Source organism: Streptomyces sp. FXJ1.172 (assembly GCF_001636945.3).
In the GTDB taxonomy this organism is placed as follows: Bacteria; Actinomycetota; Actinomycetes; order Streptomycetales; family Streptomycetaceae; genus Streptomyces.
The window spans coordinates 7808211-7827566 of record NZ_CP119133.2 but is presented as its reverse complement, the minus strand read 5'-3'; the positions used below and the strand labels follow the sequence as shown (position 1 = coordinate 7827566).

The following is a 19356-nucleotide window of genomic DNA, read 5'->3' as shown; positions in this document are numbered from 1 at the left end:
CGAGCGCCCGAGCAGAGGCGAACCCATGTCGAACAGGTTGTCCGCGCGCACACTGCGAGTGACGATGGTCCGAGCCGCAACACCGCCCTTTCACCGTCCGGGGAGGCCGAGTTGACCGATCCGTGGGTGGCTCTGGAGCCGGGGGCCGACCCCGCCGAGCGGGTCCGTGCACTGCGCCGGGCGCACGAGACCTTCACCAGCGTGGGCACGGTGCCCCGACCGGTGCGGTCGGTGGTGGCCGAGTCGTGGCGGCGCAGTGCCCGGGCCGGGGTGGGGCCGGACGGCACCGCCAGCGTGGAGCTGACCGACGGCGATCTCGGCGCCTACCGCGCGGAGCACCCGCTGGCCCGGGTGATGCCCCTGGTCCGGGAGCTGATGGGCACCTTCGCCGCCGACGGCGAGCACCTGCTGGCGGTGTGCGACGGGCACGGCAGGCTGCTGTGGGTCGAGGGTCATCCGGCGACCCGGCGCCGGGCGGACGGCATGAACTTCGTACCGGGGGCACGCTGGTCGGAGACGGCTGTCGGCACCAACGCCCCGGGCACCGCGGTCGCCGTGGACCGGCCGGTGCAAGTGTTCGCCGCGGAGCACTTCATACGCAGGGTGCAGCCGTGGACCTGCGCGGCCGCGCCGGTGCATGATCCGCGCACCGGCCGGGTGCTGGGCGCCGTGGACATCACCGGAGGTGACGGACTGGCGCATCCGCACAGCCTCGGGTTCGTGCAGGCGGTGGCGCGGGCCGCGGAGGCGCAGCTCGCCCTGCTCGGGCCGCCGCTGAGCGTCGGGGACAGCGCGCTGCTCAGCGCGCTGGGCCGGGACGAGGCCGAACTCGTCCTGGACGGCCGCCGGACCCGGCTCAGCCGACGGCACAGCGAGATAGTCCTCCTGCTGGCCCGGCATCCGGAGGGGCTGAGCGGTGACGAGCTGCTGTGCGCGCTGTACGCGGACGAGTCGGTGACCCCGGTGACCCTGCGGGCCGAACTGGCACGGCTGCGCAGGCTGCTCGGGCCAGGGGTGCTCGCCTCGCGGCCGTACCGGCTCACGACCGCGGTCGAGTCGGACGTCACCGTGGTGGAGCGGCGGCTGGAGGCCGGAGCGCTCACGGCGGCGGCGGAGGCGTACAGCGGCCCGCTGCTGCCCGGTTCGCAGGCGCCCGCGATCGTACGGCTGCGGGACCGGCTCGCCGACGCACTGCGCACGGCGCTGATCGCACACCGCGACCCGGACCTGCTGGCGGACTGGGCGCACGCGGCCTGGGGCGAGGACGACGTGACGGTGTGGCGCGCGCTCGCCGCGATACGGCCCACGGCCGCGGCCCGGGCCCGGCTTTCGGCGCTGGAGGCCGAGCTGACGGCCCCGGCCGGCCGGACACCGGGGCGGAGGAGCGGCGCAACGTACTTGCAACGTCCGCCCGCCTAGCCTCGCGCCCGACAGCTGCCCAACGGCGGGCAGCGCTGCACCAGGAGGCAGACCAGCATGACTCGTTACGCGGCGCCGGGCACCGAGGGCGCGATCGTCTCCTACCAGGCGCGCTACGACCACTTCATCGGCGGGGAGTACGTGCCGCCGGTGCGCGGGCAGTACTTCGAGAATCCGTCGCCGGTCAACGGGCAGCCGTTCACCGAGATCGCGCGTGGCACCGCGGAGGACGTGGAGCGGGCGCTGGACGCGGCGCACGAGGCCGCGCCCGCCTGGGGCCGTACGCCGGTGGCGGAGCGCAGCGACATCCTGCTGAAGATCGCCGACCGTATGGCGGCCCACCTGGAGCCGCTGGCGGTGGCCGAGAGCTGGGAGAACGGCAAGCCGGTGCGCGAGACGCTGGCGGCCGACATCCCGCTGGCGATCGACCACTTCCGGTACTTCGCGGGGGCGATCCGGGCGCAGGAGGGGTCGCTCGGTGAGATCGACGACGACACGGTGGCGTACCACTTCCACGAGCCGCTCGGGGTCGTCGCACAGATCATTCCGTGGAACTTCCCGATCCTGATGGCGGCCTGGAAGCTCGCCCCTGCGCTCGCCGCGGGCAACGCGGTCGTCCTCAAGCCCGCCGAGCAGACCCCGGCCTCCATCCACTACTGGGTCGGCCTGATCGCTGATCTGCTGCCGCCGGGTGTGCTCAACATCGTCAACGGCTTCGGTGTCGAGGCGGGCAAGCCGCTGGCGTCGAGCCCGCGCGTGGCGAAGGTGGCGTTCACCGGGGAGACCACGACCGGGCGGCTGATCATGCAGTACGCCTCGGAGAACATCAAGCCCGTCACCCTGGAACTCGGCGGCAAGTCCCCGAACATCTTCTTCGACGACGTGTGGGCGCGCGACGACGACTTCCGGGACAAGGCGCTCGAGGGCTTCACCATGTTCGCGCTCAACCAGGGCGAGGTCTGCACCTGCCCGTCCCGGGCGCTGATCCAGCGGGGCCACTACGCGGACTTCCTCGAGGCGGCGGTCGCCCGCACGCAGCAGATCAAGCCGGGGCACCCCCTCGACACCGACACGATGATCGGCGCCCAGGCGTCCAACGACCAGCTGGAGAAGATCCTCTCCTACCTGGACATCGGCCGGCAGGAGGGCGCGAAGGTCCTCACGGGCGGTCAGCGGATCGAGTACGACGGCGAGCTGAAGGGCGGATACTACGTCCAGCCGACCATCTTCGAGGGCGACAACCGTATGCGGATCTTCCAGGAGGAGATCTTCGGCCCGGTCGTCTCGGTGACCTCCTTCGACGACTTCGACGACGCGATCAAGATCGCGAACGACACCCTGTACGGGCTCGGCGCGGGCGTGTGGACCCGGGACGCCAACACCGCCTACCGGGCGGGCCGGGCGATCCAGGCGGGCCGGGTGTGGACCAACTGCTACCACGCCTACCCGGCACACGCGGCGTTCGGCGGCTACAAGCAGTCCGGGATCGGCCGCGAGACGCACAAGATGATGCTCGAGCACTACCAGCAGACCAAGAACATTCTTTGTTCCTACAGCCCTCAGAAGCTCGGCTTCTTCTAGAGCCTGAAGTCGGTTGCCTGGAGGCATCGTTGTGCTACAGGCAACCCGAAATAGCGGCTACACCCTGTGATTAACTGGAGCCTTCGCGCTACTGTCTGACACCCAAGGGAGTCTCTCCCGGACCAGTCGTGGACCAGACAGCGCCGAACGACATCACCCCACGAGCCGCTCATGAGCGCCGCGAGTCCATGAGAACGCCTCCTGGCACCGCATCAGATCGAATGCCGGGCGTGCGTCCCATCACTCGCGCACCGAGCGTCGCATTGGCTCTCAGCGGGTGACGTGTTTCTTCTGTGTGATCACGGACGGGGGCTTCGCGTATCCAGCGGCTGCGCCGCAGTCCCACGCCACCCGGACGTCGTGCGGGGCTGCTCCTCGCGGTCACGGACGTCATCTTCGACTTCCTGGGACCGGCTCGAGACCACGGCCGAGCCGCCCCGCCCGACCTCGCCGTCGAGTTCATGGGGCACCACATCGGGTTCCGGCATGGCTGACGGGGGCGGCGAGCGCTTCGGAGACACGGCGAACTGTCCGCCCCGGCGAAAGAAGCTGCCTCGGGGCGCTCTCGGCCCACTTGCTCCTGAGCGCCGACGGCACCCGCGTCTCGACCACTTCGAGTGGACCAGTGCCGAGGCCCACCGGGAGGTGGCGAACGCCGGAAAACACGACAGGGTGCACGAGATCTTCTCCAGCACGGAGCGAACGGTTCGGCCACGGAAGGTGGTACCGCTTCCACCCGTGCCTGTTCCGGCCGCCGGCGTGATCCGATCATGCCGAGGCACCCCCGGCGGGTATCCCGCTCCGTCGGGAGAAGGAGATCGCACAGGCGATGGATCACTCTGTCCCGCTCTCCGGGTACCGTCAGGGTATGAGTCATCCGCACCCCGAGCTGAAAGCCGCGCCGCCCCTTCCCGAAGGAGGGCTGCGGGTCATCGCCCTGGGCGGCCTGGGTGAGATCGGCCGCAACATGACCGTCTTCGAGCACGCGGGCAAGCTGCTCATCGTCGACTGCGGCGTGCTGTTCCCCGAGGAGACCCAGCCCGGCGTGGACGTGATCCTGCCGGACTTCACCTCGATCCGGGACCGGCTGGACGACATCGTGGCCGTGGTCCTCACCCACGGCCACGAGGACCACATCGGCGGCGTGCCGTACCTGCTGCGCGAGCGGTCCGACATTCCCGTCGTCGGCTCCAAGCTGACGCTGGCCTTCGTGGAAGCCAAGCTCAAGGAACACGGAATCCGGCCGCGCACCGTGCGGGTGCGGGAGGGCGACCGGCGCGGCTTCGGGCCCTTCGACTGCGAGTTCGTGGCGGTCAACCACTCCATCCCCGACAGCCTCGCGGTCGCGATCCGCACCCGAGCCGGGATGGTGCTGCACACCGGCGACTTCAAGATGGACCAGTTCCCCCTCGACGACCGCATCACCGATCTGCGCGCCTTCGCCCGCCTCGGCGAGGAGGGCGTGGACCTGTTCCTCACCGACTCCACCAACGCCGAAGTACCCGGCTTCACCACCTCCGAGCGTGAGCTGAACCCGGCGATCGAGCAGGTGATGCGCACCGCGCCACGCCGGGTCATCGTCTCCAGCTTCGCCAGCCATGTGCACCGCATCCAGCAGGTCCTGGACGCCGCCCACCAGCACGGCCGCAAGGTCGCCTTCGTCGGCCGGTCAATGGTCCGTAACATGGGCATCGCCCGTGACCTGGGCTATCTCAAGGTCCCCTCCGGTCTGGTCGTGAGCACGAAAGAGCTGGAGAAGCTCCCGGACCACAAGATCACTCTGGTGTGCACCGGCTCCCAGGGCGAACCCATGGCCGCGCTGTCACGCATGGCCAACCGCGACCACATGATCCGCATCGGCAAGGACGACACCGTCCTGCTCGCCAGCTCCCTCATCCCCGGCAACGAGAACGCCATCTACCGGGTGATCAACGGACTCACCCGGTGGGGCGCCCACGTGGTCCACAAGGGCAACGCCAAGGTGCACGTCTCCGGGCACGCCAGCGCCGGCGAACTCGTCTACTGCTACAACATCGTCAAACCCCGCAACGTCATGCCCGTGCACGGCGAATGGCGCCACCTGCGGGCCAACGCCGACCTCGCCATCCGTACCGGCGTCGCCCCCGAACGGGTCGTCATCGCCGAGGACGGCGTCGTCGTCGACCTGGTCGACGGACGTGCATCCATCACCGGCAAGGTCCCCGCCGGCAACGTCTACGTGGACGGCATGGAAGTCGGCGGCGCCACCGAAGCGTCCCTCAAGGACCGCCTCACCCTCGCCGCCGAAGGCGTGGTCACGGTGGTGGCGATCGTCGACGCGGACACCGGCGCCCTCGCCGAGGCCCCCGACTTCCTGGCCCGCGGCTTCGTGCACGACGACGCCACCTTCGAGCCGGTCATCCCCGTCATCGAGAAGACCCTGGCCACCGCGGCCGAGGAAGGCGTCGGGGACGCGCGCCAACTCGAACAGCTCCTCGCCCGCGCCGTGGCGAACTGGGCGTTCCGCACCCACCGCCGCAAGCCCCTCATCATCCCCGTCATCATCGACGCCTGAGCCACAGCACGGCAGCACCGTCGCCGTTCCGGTGGCGGCCCGAGCAGCCGGGATACTCCGCCGGGCTCGACGAGGCGGATCGCCTCGCCGTGGGCGGCCGGCAGGTCCGCGAGGGAGTCGGTGTTGCGGGCGACGGCCCTGTCGCCGCGCTCCAGGGCCGCCTGCGCGAACTAGTGCCCAACAGGCAACGTTCGCCCCGTCGCGACGCCCGGCACGCTCCCCCAGCCTTCGGCCGGGAGGTGCCCCCACTCGCCGCACCGCCCGGAAGCCCAAGTACGTCCAGTACGAGGGCATCCGGCCGGCACACCGAGAGCACGCACCGGACGCCGCTCCTTGACGGGCAAACGTTGCCTGCCGGGGCACTAGCGGCCGAAGCCGCGGGAGGAACCGGTGACATGGCGGCGGTGCACCCCGCTCAGATGTTGCACCAGATCGGACAGCGTCCACTCGGGGCAGGTCGGCACCGCGCGTCGTGGCTGGGCACGAACAGCCGATTTTCACAGCGGTACAGGGGCACGCAAGGCGCGCAACACCGGCCGCGTACCCACGGACAAGGCAGTGCCCTCATCCCGGAATTCCAGTTCGGCGGCGCCACCGACCCGAACCAACCGCAGCTGGGCCATTCCCCCAGGCGAGTCCGCCGGCTACGCCCCGCCCGCAAAGCGCGCACGGGCATGCGCACGTCGCGGGCCACTGCACGGGACGCGCGAGTGGATAGCGCGAGTGCCGGTGAAGGCGGTTAAATCGCGGGACTCATCGACTCAGCCGCCGCTCTTGCGCCTGAACGACCGCTGGCTCGCAGCCGGGCCGTGCGCCGAACGCACCTTCGACGCATCGGACTTGGCGGCAATATCAGCGGCGTCCGCCTGCGCACCGCGCTTGCGCGCCAGGGCTTCGCGGAACTTGCGCTTGAGGTCGTAGTTGCCGTCGCTGTCCGGCTCCAGAGAGGACGTCTCGGGGGCAGCCGGCTCCGAACCTTCCGTAGATAGGGGCTCTGCGGTCATGGTGACCTCCTGGGTTCGGGGGTGGGCAAGCACAGCTTGTCATGCTGGACGCAGTGCGAGGCGCCGGCAACGTCATCCTGCTCCGTTTCGGCGGGTATCTCTACGGCTCTCAGCCGTTGCGACGCACAAGGGCGGCCCTGCGGGCCTCGGCGAGCTTGCGGGCCTCGCCGGCCTTTCGGGACTTGCCGCCGGCGCCGCGGGAGGTGCCCTTGCTGGTGCCGAGGCCGCGGAAGGGAGCGTTGGTGTTCTTGGGTCGGGGAACGGCGGGCCCGCCGTCCAGCGGGATCCCGGAGGGAGTCTTGGCGCCGGTGATCCGGCTCAGCTCCGCCTCGCCCGAGCGCACCTTGGTGACGGTCGGCTCGATGCCGGCCCCGGCCATCATGCGGCTCGTCTCGCGGCGCTGGCCCGACAGCACGAGCGTGACCACGCTGCCGGACTCACCGGCGCGGGCGGTGCGGCCCGCCCGGTGCACATAGTCCTTGGCGTCGGTGGGCGGATCGACGTTGACCACGAGATCGAGGTCGTCGACGTGCAGGCCACGGGCCGCGACATTGGTCGCCACTAGAACGGTGATCTGGCTGTTCTTGAACTGCGCCAGGGTCCGTGTGCGCTGTGGCTGGGACTTGCCGCTGTGCAGGGCCCCGGCCTGCACCCCGCTGGCCCGCAGATGCCGGGTGAGCTGGTCGACGGAGTGCTTGGTGTCGAGGAACAGCAGTACGCGGCCGTCGCGGGCGGCGATTTCCGTGATGACGGCGTAGCGGTCAGGGCCGTGGACGACCAGAACGTGGTGCTCCATCGTCGTGACCGTGCCCGCGGCCGGGTCGACCGAGTGGACGACGGGGTCGTGGAGGTAGTGGCGGACCAGTTGATCGACGTCGCGATCGAGAGTGGCCGAGAAGAGCATCCGCTGACCGTCGGGGTGCACCTGGTCGAGCACGTCGGCAACCTGCGGCAGGAATCCCAAGTCGCACATCTGGTCGGCCTCGTCCAGCACGGTGATTCTCACCCGTCCCAGGCGGCAGGCGTTGCGCTCGATCAGGTCGTGCAGGCGTCCGGGGGTAGCGACGACCACCTCGGCTCCCTGGCTCAGCGCGGTGACCTGCCGGCCGATCGACGTTCCGCCGATGACCATGGCGATCCGCAGCCGCAGTGCCTCGGCGTACGGCGCCAGCGCCTGGGCGACCTGTTGGGCCAGCTCCCGGGTGGGCACAAGGACCAGAGCGAGGGGCTGCTTCGGTTCGGCGCGGCGCCCGGCTGTACGTGTCAGCAGCGGCAGGCCGAAGGCGAGCGTCTTGCCTGATCCGGTGCGCCCGCGTCCCAGGATGTCGCGCCCCTCCAGGGCATCGGGCAGTGTGGCGGCCTGGATCGGAAAGGGTTCGCGCACCCCGAGTTCGCTCAGTGTCCGCAGCACCTTCGTCGGCAGTTCCAGACCGGCGAAGGTGACGGCAGGGAGCAGCGCCGAGGTCGTTGCCCCCGGCTGGGCGGGACTGCCGTGGGCGATGCCGGAGTCATTGGGATGCTTCATAAACAGCCTTCCGCAAGGGAACGTACCGAGGAAGGCCCGGCAGGTTTGAACAGCCCACGCACACGCCGGACGGAACAGGCAGCGTCGCCCACCGCGACGACCACGCAAACACGTGAGACTAACACATGGAACGGTGCGGGCGTGCGGCGATCTCGTACCTGCAGAACCGACAGACGTTCAGCGGGTTCCCGGCCCCGTCGTGGCGGATGCTGGACGGTGACGGTTCTTCGTGACCCTGCCGGGGTTCGAGCACTGCACGTCAACTGCGACTACCTGCGCATGGAGGAGAATCGGCCGACGTTACTGAGCGACGGCAGGTGAAGTAGGCAGGGGGCCGGCTTGCAAAGGCCGGTCCCCTCTCGTCGGTATGTCAGCCGGTCGGGGCTGCCACCGGATGCCTTCCCGGCGGTGACAGCGCAGGGTCGGACACAGGGGCGGCGAGCATCAGTTCCGGCAGTGTCCACGTCCCAGCCCACGCCTTCCACCCAGCCCCGCCCGCCCGGCGGCAAACCGAGTGCGCGTGCGCACCCGACTACCGGCCCGACCACGGCAGGTCAGCGCACTACATCACCTCGCCGGGGGCTGTGCTGAACTCCTGGCGCACGTCCAGGCAGCGCAGCCGGACACCGGGCTGCCCGGATCCCGTGTCGTACGGTCTGATGTCGCGGCCGCCCGCTGTCCGCAACCGATCTCACCGAACCCGGCGGTGCCGCCGGTACGGCCGAAAGATCTGAACCGGTACCAAGGATCAGGCGGCGACGAGTTCCTGTTCGCGGTCCGGCGTCTTGACCTTGGGCTTCTTGTTCGGCAGCGAGAGCCGGAAGACCTTGCTCCACGCGGAGAGCACCTGCTTGGGCAGCGGCCCGGTGACGTACTCCAGCTCGTACTTCTCGAACAGCGCGCGCACCTTCACCGCGACCTCGGCGTACCGGTTGCTCGGCAGGTCCGGGAACAGGTGGTGCTCGATCTGGTGCGACAGGTTGCCGGTCATGAAGTGCATGGCCCTGCTGCCGCTGATGTTCGCCGAGCCCATCATCTGGCGCAGGTACCACTGGCCGCGCGTCTCGCCCTTGATCGACCGGCGCTCGAAGACCTGCACGCCCTCGGGGAAGTGCCCGCACATGATCACCGAGTGGGACCAGATGTTGCGGACCAGGTTCGCGGTGAACGTGGCGGCGAGCGTGGTGAGGAACGACGGGCCCGACAGCAGCGGGTGGATCACGTAGTCCTTGAGCACCTGCTTGCGGATCTTGCGGCCCACGGCCTTGGCCCGCGCACGGAACTCCGGGTTCTTGTGGCGGCGCTCGTGCAGGTTCTTGCCGAGCTCCAGGTCGTACGCTGCGATGCCGTACTCGAAGAAGCAGGCGTTGATGAGGTTCCACAGCGGCTGGCCGAGGTGGAACGGGTGCCACTTCTGGTCCTCGTCGACGCGCATGATGCCGTAGCCGAGGTCGTTGTCCCTGCCGATCACATTGGTGTACGTGTGGTGCAGCTCGTTGTGCGAGTGCTTCCACTGCTCGGACGGCGAGACGTGATCCCACTCCCAGGTGGTGGAGTGGATCTTCGGGTCTCGCATCCAGTCCCACTGGCCGTGCAGGACGTTGTGGCCGATCTCCATGTTGTCCATGATCTTCGCCACGGACAGACCGGCGGTGCCGAGCAGCCACGCGGGCGGGAAGATCGAGAACAGCAGCACGCCCCTGCTGACCAGTTCGAGCTTGCGCTGCGCCGAGATGACCTTACGGATGTAGGCGGCGTCTTTCTCGCCGCGGCCGGCGATCACCTCGTCGCGGACAGCGTCCAGCTCGCGGCCAAGCTCCTCGATCTGCTCCGCGGTCAGGTGGGCGGTGGGGTCGATGGCGGTCAAGGTGCTCCTACCGTTCGATGTCGCAGGGGCCCGCCGCGGCGGACACGCAGGTCTGGATGAGGACGCCCGGCTCGGCCTCGGTGATCTCGCCGGTGCGCAGGTCGCGGACGGCGCCCGCCTTGAGCGGCGTGACGCAGCCGAAGCAGATGCCCATGCGGCACCCGGACGGCATGAGTACGCCGGCCTCCTCGCCGATGTCCAGCAACGGCGTGGCGCCGTCCGCGTCGACGGTCTTGCCGGTGGCGCTGAACGTGACCTCGCCGCCGTCGCCGGCGACGACGATGCCGGGGCGGAAGCGTTCGGTGTGCAGGCGCTCTTGGACGCCGTGTTCGCTCCAGTGCTCTTCGGCGGCGTCGAGGAGGCCCGCGGGTCCGCAGGCCCAGGTCTCGCGCTCGGCCCAGTCGGGCACGAGTTCGTCGAGACGGGCGATGTCGAGCATGCCGTCTGTGTCGGTGTGCACCTCGGTGAGCCGCAGCTTCTTGTCCGCGACCAGGTCGTGCAGTTCGTTGCGGAAGATCACGTCCTGCGGCCGTGGCGCGCAGTGGACCATGACGACGTCGTCGAACTCGGTGTCGCGCAGCATGCCCATCACGGGCGTGATGCCGCTGCCGGCCGTCAGGTAGAGCACCTTGGCGGGCTTGGCCTGCGGCAGCACGAAGTCACCGGTCGCCTGGTCGAGCTGGATCAGCGTGCCCGGTTTCGCCCTGCAGACCAGGTGGTTGCTGACCTTGCCGTCCGGGATCGCCTTCACGGTGATCGTGACGCGGCCGTCCTGGCGGTTTGCCGGCGAGGTGATGGAGTAGGCACGCCACAGGCGCACCCCGTCCACGTCGACCCCGATCCGCACGTACTGACCGGCCCTGTGTCCGCGCCAGCCCCGTCCCGGTCTGATCACGATGGTCGCGGCGTCACCCGTCTCGGGGCGCACGGCCTCGATGCGCCCACGCAGGTCAGCGCCCGCCCGCAGCGGGCTGAACAAGTCGAGGTAGTCCGACGGCAGCAGCGGCGTCGTGACCATCTCCAGCATTTTCCACGCCCTGCTGCGGAGGGCTGCACTCGTCATGTCTCCAGCTTGCTGCGCCTCAAGGCGTAAAGTCCTGACCGCAGGACGTGAATCTGGTCGGTTGAATTGTTCGCAGGGAACAAAGACGTGAGCCATGCAATCGAGAGGGCCAGCGAACTGGTCCTGGATGAGACGACGGTCACCGCACTTCGGGCCGCGCTGAAGACCACCGCCGACGAGGTCGTCCAGGCGATCATCCACGAGGTCCCTCCCTACGCCAACGCCCTTACGGGTCACATGGGCGCCACCATCCGCCGAGCCGTCCGCACCGCCCTGGGGCACTACCTGGACCTTGCGAGCGGGAACGCCACAGGCGGCGATGCCAGCGACGCAGCCTACGAGCTGGGCCGCGGCGAGGTCCGCGACGGCCGTTCGATGGACGCCCTGCTCAGCGCCTACCGCGTCGGCGCCCGGGTGGCCTGGCGATGCCTGGCAGCGGGTGCCGTACCCGCAAATTTGCCCGCCGCCGAGGTCGCCAAGTTCGCCGAGCTGACCTTCGCCTACATCGACGAGCTCTCCGCCGCGAGCGCCGCGGGCCACGCCGACGAACTGGCCGCCCGGGGCAGGGCCCACGAGCGCCACCTGGAACACCTGGCCCGCCACCTCCTCGCCGGCGCGAGCCCGGACATGCTGCTGGCCTCTGCTCAACGGGCCGGATGGCAGCCTCCGGTTACGCTGACCGCGGTCCTGCTGCCCGCCGACCAGGCCCGGTCTGCCTACCGCGCGCTCGACCCGAGCACCCTCGTCCTCGACGACCTGCCGGACGCCACCGGTGTGCTGCTCGTCCCCGATGCCGACCGATCACATCTCTTGCGGCAGCTGACCGACCGCACCGCCGTTGTCGGGCCGGCCCGGCCATGGACTCGTGCGTCCTCCTCGTACGCACGAGCCGCACGCGCGCGCTCCCTCTCCTCTGATATTCGCGACACCGAGGATCACCTGCCCGAGCTGGTGCTGAGCGCCGACGTGGACGCGTTCGCAGACCTGCGTGCCCGAGCCCTCGCACCGTTGCGGACCTTGCCCGTCGCGACCGCACGGCGGCTGGAGGAGACGTTGCGGGCGTGGCTGCTGCACCAGGGCAGGCGGGACGACGTGGCGGCGGCGTTGTTCGTCCATCCCCAGACAGTCCGGTACCGGATGTCGCAGCTGCGGGGACTGTTTCCGGATCTCGCATCGCCCCACCGGATCCTTGAACTGACGCTGGCGGTCGGACTTCGGGTCAGCTGACGCGTACTTCGACCGCCCACGACCGCCTCCGCTAGCGGTCGCCCCTATTGGGACACGCCCTGTGGCTCGGTACCAGCAGTCGCCATCCCGCAACGACAGTCGACAAGCCTGTGACTGGACACGTCGGTCATAGATCTCATGAGTCAGACCCCGTCCGGGACGGCACTGTGCAACCGTCCCATCGATCCCGGCATAACGTCGTGGCTCGATCACTGCCGGATGGCTTCGAACGAACCGGCGCCCAACCTGGCTTTGACGGGCTGACACCGTGCTGACTACTCGCTTATTCATGACCGGCATTGACGAACGGCTTGTGGCCCTGCGGAGCATTGGTTCCAAGGCGTTCGGGATCGGCCTGGGCATCACGGCCTCGGCATGCGGCACACCTTCGACGCCGACTACATCACCGCGATCGACAACACCACCCGCAAGCTCATGGCCGACGGCAAGCGGCCCGTGTCAGTGGGCTGCTGGTTCGCGCTCGGGCACTCCAGCGTGGTCGTCGTCATGGGGGCGCTGGTCGCCGGGGGCGCGAAGCTTGCCGGCACCTTGATGAACGACGGCTCCCGAACCCATCAAGTCCTCGGCACCATCGGCATCACGGTCTCCGGCGGCTTCCTGTACCTGATCGCCGCCCTCAACCTCGTCGCCCTGTTCGGCATCATCCGCGTCTTTAAGGCCATGCGCGCCGGACGCTACGACAAAGCGGAGCTGGAAGCGCACCTGGACTCGGGCGGCTTCAGAACCGCCTCCTGGGCCGGTTCACCAAGCCGATCCTCCGACCGGGGCAGATGTTCCCTCTTGGCTTCGTCTTCGGCATCGGCTTCGACACCTCGTCCGAGGTTCTGCTCCTCGCCCTGGCCGGAAACGGCGCCGCCGCCGGCCTGCCCTGGTGCGCGGTTCTGCGCCTGCCCCTGCTCTTCGCGGCGGTATGCCTGTTCGACACACTCGACGGCACGTTCATGAACTTCGCCTACCACTGGGCGTTCTCCAACCCGGTGCGCAAGGTGTTCTACAACCTCACCATCACCGGCCTGTCCATCGCGGTGGCCTTCTTCATCGGCACGATCGAACTGGTCGGCGTCCTGCACGACAAGCTCGGCCTCGACGATGACGTCACCGGCTGGATCTCGGGGCCTGGACCTGGACAACGTCGGCTACGTCGTCATCGGTCTGTTCGTGGTCGTCTGGGCCGTAGCCATCGCCCACTGGCGCCTGGCCAAGGTCGAGGAGCACTGGAGCGCCCGCGCCGCGGACACCGGCTGACGGCACTGTGGCCGTCGCCGTAACCCCGGCCTGATCAGTTGTGGACGAAGTGGCTGGGCCTGCCGTCCTGTTGGATCAGACGGCCCAGCCGGGCCGCCGTCGCCCGGGGCACGAGCGTCCAGGTGCCGTCGGCGCGGTGGAGTGCGGCGGAGTGCCAGGGGGTGGTCCAGGCGTCGGAGGCGTCGAGGAGGCGGATGCCGAATTTCGGGGCGCCGACGGGTTGCGGGTGGATCGAGAGGCGTACGGCGTGGGGGTGGTGCTCGGCGATCAGGTCGCCCCAGGCGCGGCTGCGCTGGATGACGCCGTAGGCCCGTTGCCGGCATGCGCGCTGCAGGGCGGAGCGGGTGCCGGTCCAGTCGGCGGTGTCCTCGACGAGGAAGCGCGTGATGCCCCGGTAGAGGGCGAGGGCCTGGTCGTCGGCACGGACCTCGGCACGCAGTGCGTCCAGGGTGGGGGCGTAGCGGTCGTGGACGCGGGCGCGTTTCGTGTCGTGCGGGAGGTCGCCGAGGATGTCACGCAGGTCGAAGACGGACAGTCTGTCCAGGCCCAGTCGGGCTATCTGTATTCGCAGGTCGTCGGCGTACGCGTCGATGTGGTGGTCGGGGACGTGGATGAGGTCACCGAAGACGTGGCCGTCGGAACAGATGATCACCCGAGCGCCGGGCGGGTAGACCCGCTCGATCTCGGTGCACAGGGTGTTCAGGAAGGTGAGGGAGAGGCGTTCGCCATGGTCGGGGAGGTGGCCGAGGACCTTGGCGGGGTTGGGGGACTTGCAGGGGAAGGCAGGCAGGGTGAAGGCGACCGGGGCGCCCTCGTGTACGAAGTCGGTGATGCGGCGCAACTGATGAGGGAACGCTTCCGCAGGGGCGGGAACGGGAGCGCGATCGGTCGTACGGTGATGCGGCAGGAGCAGGTTGAGGATCTCGGTGCCGATGCGGGTGGGGAGGGCGTCTGACGGGATCGTCAGGGGCATGTCGTTCCTCCTGGAGTACGAGGGCATGTCGACATGGCGCCGTGGCGGGAATGCACGCCAGGCGCCAGTGGGCAGCGGGTTTGGGTCAGCCGAGACCGGTCCGGCCGGTGTGGCCGGACACGGTCAGCGGTACGTCGGTGTCAGAGGCGTCGGTCGTAGCCGACGGGCAGGCTGTTGGTGCCGCGACCGAGGACGGCGGGGATCCACTCGATGTCCTCGACTTTGATGGCGAGATGTAGGCCGGGCAGCCGGGTGAGCAGGGCGCCCAGGGCGATCTGGAGTTCGGCGCGGGCGAGGGCCGCGCCGGGGCAGAAGTGAATGCCGTGGCCGAAGGCGAGGTGGGGGTTGGGGCTGCGGTCGAAGTCGAGGACGTCGGGGTCGGGGAAACGGCGCGGGTCGCGGTTGGCGGCGCACAGGGAGACGATCACGGAGTCGCCGGCCGGGACCTCGGTGCCGTGCAGGTCGCTGTCCTTGTCGAAGAAGCGCCAGGTGGTGAGTTCGAAGGCGCTGTCGTAGCGGAGGAGTTCCTCCACCGCGCGGGGCAGTACGTCCGGTTCGTCGCGCAGCCGGGCCAGCTGGTCCGGGTTGCGGAAGAGAGCGATCAGAGCCGTGATGATCTGGTTGGTGACCGGTTCCTGACCCGCGACGAGGAGCTGGAAGATCATGGAGTCCAGCTCTTCCTGGGACAGCTCACGGCGGTCGCGGGCCACGACGAGACGGCTGAGCAGGTCGTCGTCCCAGTGTTCGCGCTTGTGGGCGACGACGTCGGCGATGTAGCTCTGCAGGCCGTGCAGACGCGCCTCATACAGCGGGCGTCCTGGGTCGGTGGGGCCGACCGGTTGGACGACCTTGCCCCAGTCGCGGTCGAAGCGGGCCGCGAGCTCCTGCGGAAGGCCGATGACTTCGGCGAGGACCTGGAAGGGGAAGTGGGCGGCGAAGCCGGTGACGAGGTCGGCCGGGCCGGACTCGGGCAGGGCGTCGATCAGAGCATCCGCCAGTTCCTGGAAGCGGGGGCGCAGGCTGTCGATCCGGCGTGGGGTGAAGGCGTCGGTGACGAAGCGGCGCATGCGCGTGTGCTTGGGCGGATCCTGGTGCAGGAGGTGGACCTGGAGCTGGGAGTGCTGGGGCTCGGGCATGATCGAGGCGCGGGCGCGCCAGCGGTCGTTGCCGCGGTCGTGGTTCTTGCCCAGGCGCTCGTCGTTCAGCGCGGCGTGGGCGGCGTCGTAGCCGGTGACGAGCCAGGCTTGGACGCCGCTGGGGAAGAGGACGCGGTGGACCGGGCCGGCCTCGCGCATCTGCTCGTACAGGGGGTAGGGGTCGGCCTTGTAGGGGCAGCCCATCAGCGGGACCGGATCGGGCAGGACGTCCGGATCGGTGCCGGGCATCGGCTCCTGGATGGTCATGCGGAGGCTCCTCAGAGGGCGAGTTCGGGGCGGTGGTGGTCCAGCCACAGGGCAAGGTCGACGACGCGTTCGAGGCGCAGGCGGTGGCCCCACTCCAGCCGGTGGGGTGGGGTGTCGAGGCAGGGCTTGATCCGGGTCTCGTCGGCGAGGACCCGGACCTGTTCGGTGGCGAGCGCGTCGCGGGCCATGTCCTGCAGGCCGCGGTTGTAGTCGGGGTGGTGGGTGGCCGGGTAGTGGTTCTTGGGCCGGTACAGCACCGAGTCCGGGGCGAGGCCCGTGCCGATGGCGCGGAGCAGGCTCTTCACACGGCCGTCGAAGCTCTTCAGCGCCCAGGGCGTGGAGAAGGCGTACTCGACGAGCCGGTGGTCGCAGTACGGCACCCGCACCTCCAGCCCCTGAGCCATGCTCAGCCTGTCCTTGCGGTGCAGGAGCTGGCGCAGCCAACGGGTCAGGGACAGGTGCTGCATCTCGCGCTGCCGGTGCTCGGCGGGACTCTCACCGTCGAGGTGCGGTACGGCGGCCAGCGCGCTGCGATACGTGTCATCGCGGAACTCCCCGATGCGGAGGTCGAGTTCGGGGTTGAGAGGCATGGCGGCCTCGTCGCCGGTTACCAACAGCCACGGGAAGGTCTCGGCGCTGAGCGCCTTGGGGTTGTGGAACCAGGGGTAGCCGCCGAAGACCTCGTCGGCAGCTTCGCCGGACAGGGCGACGGCGGAGTGCCGCCGTATCTCGCCGAACAGCAGGTACAGCGAGGTGTCCATGTCGCCCACACCGATCGGCGAGTCACGCGCCACGACGACCGCCTTGCGGTGCTCGGGGTCGAGCAGAGCACGCGGGTCGAGGACGACGGTGCTGTGGTCGGTGCCGATGAATGCGCCGGCCTCGATGGCGTACGGGGTGTCGTGGCCGGTGCGCAGGACGTCGCCCGTGAACTGTTCGGCCTGGTCGCTGTAGTCGACGGCGTACGAGCGGATCCTCGCCTCCGTCCCCTCTCGCAGCCGTAGTTCGTCGGCGAGCAGCGCGGTCAGGACGGTGGAGTCGATGCCGCCGGAGAGCAGGCTGCACAGTGGGACGTCGGCCTCGAGCTGGCTTCGGGCCGCCGCGCTTACCAGCGAACGGACCCGCTCCACCGTGGTGTCCTGGTCGTCGCTGTGGTCCCTGGCCTCAAGCTGCCAGTAGCGGCGCTCGAGGACGCCATGCCGGTCGAGGACCAGCAGCCCGCCGGGCTCGACCTCCCGTACCCCGGACCACACCGTCGGCCCGGTGTTGAACAGCAGGCTGTACGCCTCCCGCAGCCCGTCCGCGTCCACGCGGGGCCGTATCTCGGGGTGGGCGAACAGGGCCTTGGGCTCGGAGGCGAAGGCCACACCGCCGTCGACGGCCGCCCAGAACAGCGGCTTCACGCCGAGCCGGTCACGCACCAGCAGCAGCCGCTGCGCCCGCTCGTCCCAGACCGCGAACGCGAACATGCCCTCCAGGTGGTCGGCGACGTCCTCGCCCCACTCCGCGTAGGCGCGCAGCACCACCTCGGTGTCACTGCGGGTGCGGAAGACATGGCCCCTGCCACGCAGCTCGGTCCGCAGTTCGTGGTGGTTGTACACCTCGCCGCTGTAGGTGAGCACGATGTCCGGCTGCTCGGGACGGTCGGCCATCGGCTGCACGCCGCCCTCGAGGTCGATGACGGCCAGGCGGCGATGGCCGATCGCGGCACGCTCGCCCAACCAGACGCCTCCGGCATCGGGGCCGCGGCGCGTGAGGGTGGCGGTCATGGCCGCGATGACCGGGACCTGGGTGCGGGCGTCGTGGTGGAAGCTCGCCCAGCCGGTGATTCCGCACATACGGGTGACTCCTTGCTCAACGATGGGCGGCGGACGCCGCGTCGGTGGTCTTCTCCGGCCCGGTGGCCGGGCGTCGGGCGGGCAGTGCCAGCAGAGGTACGGCGAGGCAGGCGGCGGTGGCGGCCATGGCGAGGGCGGCGTGCACGCCGCTGGAAGGTCCGGCAAGGCCCCAGGCTGCGGTGGCCAGGGCCGGGCCCAGGGTGAAACCGAGGCTGCGGGCGAACTGGACGGTCGAGCCAACGGTCGCGGTCCACTCCCGTGGGGCGGCGCCCATGACCAGGGCCTGGGCCGGGCCGCCGTTCAGGCCCATGCCGATGCCGGCCAGCGCCAGCCGCCAGGCGACGTCCAGCGGTGACCAGTCGCCGCCCAGCGGAACGAGGAGAACCAGACCGGCGGCGGTGAAGGCAGCGCCGGTGACCGCTGTCGGCCGGGCACCGTACCGGTCGGCGAGGCGTCCGCCGAGCGGTCCGGCCAGACCCATACCGAGCGGGAAGGCGAGCACGGTGAGCCCGGTGGTCGTGGCACTGACGCCGTCGTCGCGCTGGAGGTGCAGGGCGACGACGTAGTGCATGGCCGCGAAGCCGGCCGCCAGCGCCAGTACCGCCCCGTGTGCCCGGAACAGTCCCGCGACACGCAGCACGCCGGTCACCGGACGCCCGCCCGGACCGCGCAGCCACCACCACAGCGGCGGGACCGCCGCGAGCGCGAGCACCAGCCACGCCGGACGGTCCGAGGCCAGGGTCAGCGCCAGCAGCAGGGCCGCTACACCGGTGGCCACCAGGAGGGCGTCTGCTGCCGAGCGCCGATCGGGCCGGCGCAGGGCGCCGTCCGAGGGCATCGCGCACCAGGCCACGACCAGGGCGAGCGCACAGAAGGGGATCTTGACGAGGAAGACGGCGTGCCAGCCCAGATGGTCCAGGAGCAACCCGCCCACGGCCGGCCCGGTCACCGCCCCGAGCGGGCCCAGGGTCGCGGGCACGCTCATCGCCCGCCCTCGCCTCTCGGTCCGTACGGAGCGGATCGCGAGGACTGGCATCAGCACGAACAGCACCGCGCCGAACGCGCCCTGCGCGATGCGGGCGGCGATCAGCCAGGCAGCCCAGGGAGCGGCGGCCGCCAGCGCGCTGCACAGGGCGAAGCCGGCGGTCGCCACGAGTACGGCCAAGCGCATTCCCACGCCGTCCAGCCAGCGGCCGACGGGCAACAGCAGTGCCACGACGGGAAGCTGGTAGCCGAGCACGGCCCACTGGGCGGTCGCGGCGGAGACGTGCAGGCCGTCGGCGATGTCCGCGAGAGCCACGTTGACGATGTTCATGTCGAGCATCGCCACGAACGAGAGCATGCCCGCCACGGCCACCAGCAGCCAGCGGTCCTCGCCGGCAGAGCCGTCGGGTATGTGCCCCGGCTGTTCCGAACCGGGTCTGTGGTCTGTCACCTTTCCGCCCCTCACCTTCGTGGGCGGGCTGCCGGAAGGCAGCCTCGTCCCACAAGTCGGAAGGGATCGCACGTGAGTTCCCGGACCTGTCCCAAAAATCGTGGCGGGAAGGCTGGAAGTAGCCCCGTCGGCCAGTTGAGCCCCACGAGGAGCATCGGAATCAGCTTGCTCACGGCGGAACTTCAGGCTCGGCTCATCCGA

The 19356-nt window shown here is 69.9% G+C and carries 12 protein-coding genes and 2 pseudogenes; 5 read left to right on the top strand and 9 right to left on the bottom strand.

The features are described 5' to 3' along the window. Positions 1-111 precede the first annotated feature (111 nt). The 3 genes from A6P39_RS35320 (at position 112) to A6P39_RS35310 (ending at position 5554) form a co-directional block, all read left to right on the top strand. Complete coding sequence (locus tag A6P39_RS35320; protein ID WP_067052447.1) at positions 112-1419, top strand: GAF domain-containing protein; 1308 nt, start codon at positions 112-114, stop codon at positions 1417-1419. A 57-nt stretch (positions 1420-1476) separates the two neighbouring features. Continuing rightward, positions 1477-3000 (top strand): aldehyde dehydrogenase, encoded by a 1524-nt coding sequence (gene adh, locus A6P39_RS35315; RefSeq protein WP_067052446.1) that lies wholly within the window; start codon positions 1477-1479, stop codon positions 2998-3000. Between the two features lie 868 nt (positions 3001-3868). Next, complete coding sequence (locus A6P39_RS35310) at positions 3869-5554, top strand: ribonuclease J (RefSeq protein WP_067052444.1); 1686 nt, start codon at positions 3869-3871, stop codon at positions 5552-5554. Positions 5555-5916: 362 nt separating this feature from the next. Here A6P39_RS35310 and A6P39_RS45620 read toward each other — a convergent pair. The 5 genes and pseudogenes from A6P39_RS45620 to A6P39_RS35290 form a co-directional block, all read right to left on the bottom strand. After that, positions 5917-6027: pseudogene (locus A6P39_RS45620) on the bottom strand (maleylpyruvate isomerase N-terminal domain-containing protein); the annotation flags it as partial. 288 nt (positions 6028-6315) lie between these two features. Further along, positions 6316-6558: a DUF5302 domain-containing protein gene (locus tag A6P39_RS35305; protein WP_067052270.1), complete on the bottom strand. Its 243-nt coding sequence runs from the start codon at positions 6556-6558 to the stop codon at positions 6316-6318. Between the two features lie 109 nt (positions 6559-6667). After that, complete coding sequence (locus A6P39_RS35300; RefSeq protein WP_067052272.1) at positions 6668-8083, bottom strand: DEAD/DEAH box helicase; 1416 nt, start codon at positions 8081-8083, stop codon at positions 6668-6670. A 748-nt stretch (positions 8084-8831) separates the two neighbouring features. After that, positions 8832-9950 (bottom strand): fatty acid desaturase family protein, encoded by a 1119-nt coding sequence (locus tag A6P39_RS35295; protein ID WP_067052274.1) that lies wholly within the window; start codon positions 9948-9950, stop codon positions 8832-8834. 7 nt (positions 9951-9957) lie between these two features. Then, entirely contained in the window at positions 9958-11013 is a 1056-nt protein-coding gene (locus A6P39_RS35290) for a ferredoxin reductase (protein ID WP_067052276.1), read from the bottom strand. A gap of 87 nt (positions 11014-11100) precedes the next feature. Here A6P39_RS35290 and A6P39_RS35285 point away from each other — a divergent pair, with 87 nt between their 5' ends. Both A6P39_RS35285 and A6P39_RS35280 read left to right on the top strand, forming a co-directional pair. Then, a complete protein-coding gene (locus tag A6P39_RS35285; protein WP_067052278.1) occupies positions 11101-12240 on the top strand; it encodes a PucR family transcriptional regulator in 1140 nt (379 codons plus the stop codon). Between the two features lie 328 nt (positions 12241-12568). Next, positions 12569-13506 (top strand): annotated as a pseudogene (locus tag A6P39_RS35280) (HoxN/HupN/NixA family nickel/cobalt transporter); the annotation flags it as partial. Positions 13507-13540: 34 nt separating this feature from the next. On the opposite strand, the gene A6P39_RS35275 reads toward A6P39_RS35280, so the two are convergent. The 4 genes from A6P39_RS35275 to A6P39_RS35260 all read right to left on the bottom strand — a co-directional run bounded on the left by A6P39_RS35275 (position 13541) and on the right by A6P39_RS35260 (position 19155). After that, positions 13541-14479, bottom strand: a complete 939-nt coding sequence (locus A6P39_RS35275; RefSeq protein ID WP_067052280.1) for an L-tyrosine/L-tryptophan isonitrile synthase family protein — start codon at positions 14477-14479, stop codon at positions 13541-13543. Between the two features lie 140 nt (positions 14480-14619). Next, the gene (locus A6P39_RS35270) at positions 14620-15882 is read right to left on the bottom strand and encodes a cytochrome P450 family protein (RefSeq protein ID WP_067052282.1); all 1263 of its coding nucleotides are present in this window, start codon (positions 15880-15882) and stop codon (positions 14620-14622) included. Between the two features lie 11 nt (positions 15883-15893). After that, positions 15894-17720 carry an asparagine synthase (glutamine-hydrolyzing) gene (gene asnB, locus A6P39_RS35265; protein WP_067052284.1) on the bottom strand — a complete coding sequence of 609 codons (1827 nt, stop codon included), beginning with the start codon at positions 17718-17720 and terminating at the stop codon, positions 15894-15896. Positions 17721-17736: 16 nt separating this feature from the next. Continuing rightward, positions 17737-19155, bottom strand: coding sequence for an MFS transporter (locus tag A6P39_RS35260; RefSeq protein WP_067052286.1), 1419 nt, complete (start codon positions 19153-19155; stop codon positions 17737-17739). Positions 19156-19356 lie beyond the last annotated feature (201 nt).